The organism is Bovifimicola ammoniilytica, from assembly GCF_025567085.1.
In the GTDB taxonomy this organism is placed as follows: domain Bacteria; phylum Bacillota; class Clostridia; order Lachnospirales; family Lachnospiraceae; genus Bovifimicola; species Bovifimicola ammoniilytica.
Genome location: NZ_JAOQJN010000020.1, coordinates 1 through 3,013, shown reverse-complemented (window position 1 = coordinate 3,013; position 3,013 = coordinate 1). Strand labels below are relative to the sequence as shown.

The 3,013-nt window shown below is 39.2% G+C and carries 3 protein-coding genes, 7 tRNA genes and 1 pseudogene; all 11 read right to left on the bottom strand.

Features of this window, described 5'->3' with window-relative positions; translation table 11 throughout:
- Positions 1–309 (bottom strand): annotated as a pseudogene (locus tag OCV48_RS13885) (hypothetical protein); the annotation flags it as partial.
- Complete coding sequence (locus tag OCV48_RS13880) at positions 306–875, bottom strand: RNA polymerase sigma factor (protein WP_262559968.1); 570 nt, start codon at positions 873–875, stop codon at positions 306–308. The gene OCV48_RS13880 and the pseudogene OCV48_RS13885, both read right to left, overlap by 4 nt.
- A gap of 146 nt (positions 876–1,021) precedes the next feature.
- On the bottom strand, positions 1,022–1,555 hold the full coding sequence (locus OCV48_RS13875) for a hypothetical protein (RefSeq protein ID WP_147592272.1): 534 nt from the start codon (positions 1,553–1,555) through the stop codon (positions 1,022–1,024).
- Between the two features lie 50 nt (positions 1,556–1,605).
- Positions 1,606–2,121, bottom strand: a complete 516-nt coding sequence (locus OCV48_RS13870) for a phage integrase SAM-like domain-containing protein (RefSeq protein ID WP_147592271.1) — start codon at positions 2,119–2,121, stop codon at positions 1,606–1,608.
- A 122-nt stretch (positions 2,122–2,243) separates the two neighbouring features.
- A tRNA-Lys gene (locus tag OCV48_RS13865) sits at positions 2,244–2,316 on the bottom strand.
- A gap of 20 nt (positions 2,317–2,336) precedes the next feature.
- Positions 2,337–2,409 (bottom strand) — tRNA-Phe (locus tag OCV48_RS13860).
- Positions 2,410–2,433: 24 nt separating this feature from the next.
- Positions 2,434–2,507, bottom strand: a tRNA-Met gene (locus tag OCV48_RS13855).
- Positions 2,508–2,557: 50 nt separating this feature from the next.
- A tRNA-Tyr gene (locus OCV48_RS13850) sits at positions 2,558–2,639 on the bottom strand.
- A gap of 6 nt (positions 2,640–2,645) precedes the next feature.
- Positions 2,646–2,718: transfer RNA gene (locus OCV48_RS13845), tRNA-Thr, on the bottom strand.
- 33 nt (positions 2,719–2,751) lie between these two features.
- Positions 2,752–2,824, bottom strand: a tRNA-Val gene (locus tag OCV48_RS13840).
- Between the two features lie 16 nt (positions 2,825–2,840).
- A tRNA-Asp gene (locus tag OCV48_RS13835) sits at positions 2,841–2,914 on the bottom strand.
- Positions 2,915–3,013 lie beyond the last annotated feature (99 nt).

Genomic DNA, 3,013 nt, shown 5'->3' with positions numbered 1-3,013 from the left:
CTTACCTTCAATTATAACAGATGTATACTGTTCAGAAAGTGTCTTATATTCCCAAGGCCATTCAATAGCAGATTCTCCACATAAAACGGAGATATTTTTGTACTCTCGCTCAATTCCACCAATGAAAATAGGTGATGTGTTGCTATTATTAAATATCATTGTGCCTGCCACAACAATCATTGCAAGACAAGCTGCTATTGACCCCCATTTGACCCACCTTTTTTTCTTTTTGTAAGGAACCTTTTCTGCCGCTTCAACATATTCCGAATTCACAAGTTCCATTTTGTCTAAAAATTCATTTCCTCTCATAAAGTGTAGCCCTCCTTCTCAAGATATTCCCGTAGCTGATTACGGCAACGGAAGAGTGTTGTTTTCACTTTGCTTTCAGAAATAGCATAGCGTTTGGAGATATCAGCTATGGAATCCAAAAACCAATAACGACGCAAGAATATATTTCTTTTCTCTTCATCAAGAGTAGCAAGAAAATTGTTAATTGCATCCTTCAAGATAATATCGTCAATGCGACATTCCGTATCATCTGGGGACGGTATGCATTGTTCCATTTCTGTGCTGAGTTCACATATAAATGCACTGCGTTTCAATCGGTTTCTGTCTCGACATATATTCAGCGAAATATGTCTTGTGATTCGTGCCAGAAAAGCAAAAAGATACGTTCTTGGCTCATGTGGCGGGATGGTTCTCCACGCCTCCAAATATGTATCGTTTTCACATTCTTCTGCGGTCTTCAAATCCTTGACTATGTTGTTTGCCAAAGAGCGTATACGAGTTCCATAGTTTTCGGAAGTCTGCTTTATTGCTGTTTCATCACGTGACAAATACAGTTCAACTATCTTATTATCATCCAAGGCTTTCATCTCCTTTCCTTCGTATTTAAAAGGCCTTCACCCATATAAGCACCGTTTACCATGCCGAGGTTACACTTTTCAGATAAATTATATCAAAAATTTATGAATTTTTCGACCATCAGATACTTGTACCACCATCCGTCATCTGCTGCAATTCAAAAAGCACCCTGGCAGACTTGCCGTCCTCCAAGGTTATATTGAAGATTAGGCATACCATCCTTACATTTCATATTGGCAGACCAATCAAACGAACTGACAAGAGCCACATAATATTTCAGGATGGATATTTTCTTCTTCATATCTGCATCATGTGTCAGAATCTTCTCAACCTCATCAGATGATACCATGACAAAATGCTGTCCTTCCTTTGAAGTATCAAAGTATAAATTCTTTATATCCAATACGAACTCAATTCCTTTGCCAAATGACTGCACTATCTTAATCCTATCCACGGCATCAAGTTCGTATATTCCACGCTGCAATGCATCCGTAAATGCTTTAGGATATTTCTCACTTACACCAACAAGTGTATAAGCCATTCTGTTAATAGATACACAATCCTCTGTAATCTCCAATGACTTCAAAAAGATATTCTCATCCATCATCTTTCTCAGTGCTATGTATGCAAGCACTCCATCAGGTGTTAATGTGTTTCCTGTAACCAAATTTTCTTCTAAAAATAATCTCATTTTTTATGCTCCTTTTTATGTGTTTTTCTAGGGCGACAACTATGCCCTTTTTATGTGTATGGTTGTCCAAATCTACTGACAACAGGACAGATATGGACGTTTAGAGCCGTACTGAGACGATTTCCAGTAGCAAGCATATAGTTTTCAAACACCCATGTCTTAAACTCCGTAAAAGTACAACTATTGAGGTCTGGCTTGGCTAATAATTTCTCCAGCTGTTCATTCGAGTAAGTCTCCTTAATGTCCTTCTGTGCTTTTGGAAGATGAATTTTGAATGTGGTCATGTAGTTACATTCCATGCAATAATATAGGAACGCTCTCACAGACCGTAAATAAGATACGGCAGATACATCATTCACATTATGTTCTGTTTTAAGATGATTGGTAAATCCATCCACTGTGTCGATTGTAACCGCACTGATAAGACCACCATCACAGTAATCTACAAACGGATGAATCTTATTCTCATATGACACAATGGATGCTTGGGATAAATTCTTGACACGACACTTTCTGATAAATAAATCATAAGCATCATTTACAGATAAATTTTTAGATTTGTTCATTTAGATTTGTTTCATATTAACAACCTCACTTTCTGTGTGCTTGACCTCTAAATTTAAGTGAGAAGGTTATACGAATACAATAAAAAAACTCATCACTAAAAGCAATGAGTTTTCCCATATAATGAGACATCGGGGATTCGAACCCCGGACAACTTGATTAAAAGTCAAGTGCTCTACCACCTGAGCTAATATCCCATTCATTCCTTTTCAGGAAATGCCCAGAACTGGAATCGAACCAGTGACACAGGGATTTTCAGTCCCTTGCTCTACCAACTGAGCTATCTGGGCTTGTATTATTATAAATACAAATAGTTGCGGGGGCAGGATTTGAACCTACGACCTTCGGGTTATGAGCCCGACGAGCTTCCAGACTGCTCCACCCCGCGATATCATATTAAATTATATACAGAAATAAAATATTTATTCCTTTTTTTAATGGATGGAGGTGGATTCGAACCACCGAAGCAATTTGCAGCAGATTTACAGTCTGTCCCCTTTGGCCACTCGGGAATCCATCCATATAAAGCCGATGATCGGACTCGAACCGATAACCTGCTGATTACAAATCAGCTGCTCTGCCAATTGAGCCACATCGGCACATTAACAATGTACCTATAATATAGAAAATAATGGGACCTACAGGGCTCGAACCTGTGACCCTCTGCTTGTAAGGCAGATGCTCTCCCAGCTGAGCTAAGATCCCATAATTCAATTATAAACGACCCGGATGGGGTTCGAACCCACGACCTCCGCCGTGACAGGGCGGCGCTCTAACCAGCTGAGCCACCAGGCCAATTAAAAGGCTGTACCTTCAAAACTACACATTAACTTATCTTCCAATTCTTAACTTCCGTCCTCTTTCCTAAACCGTTTTGGTTAAGCTTTCGACCTA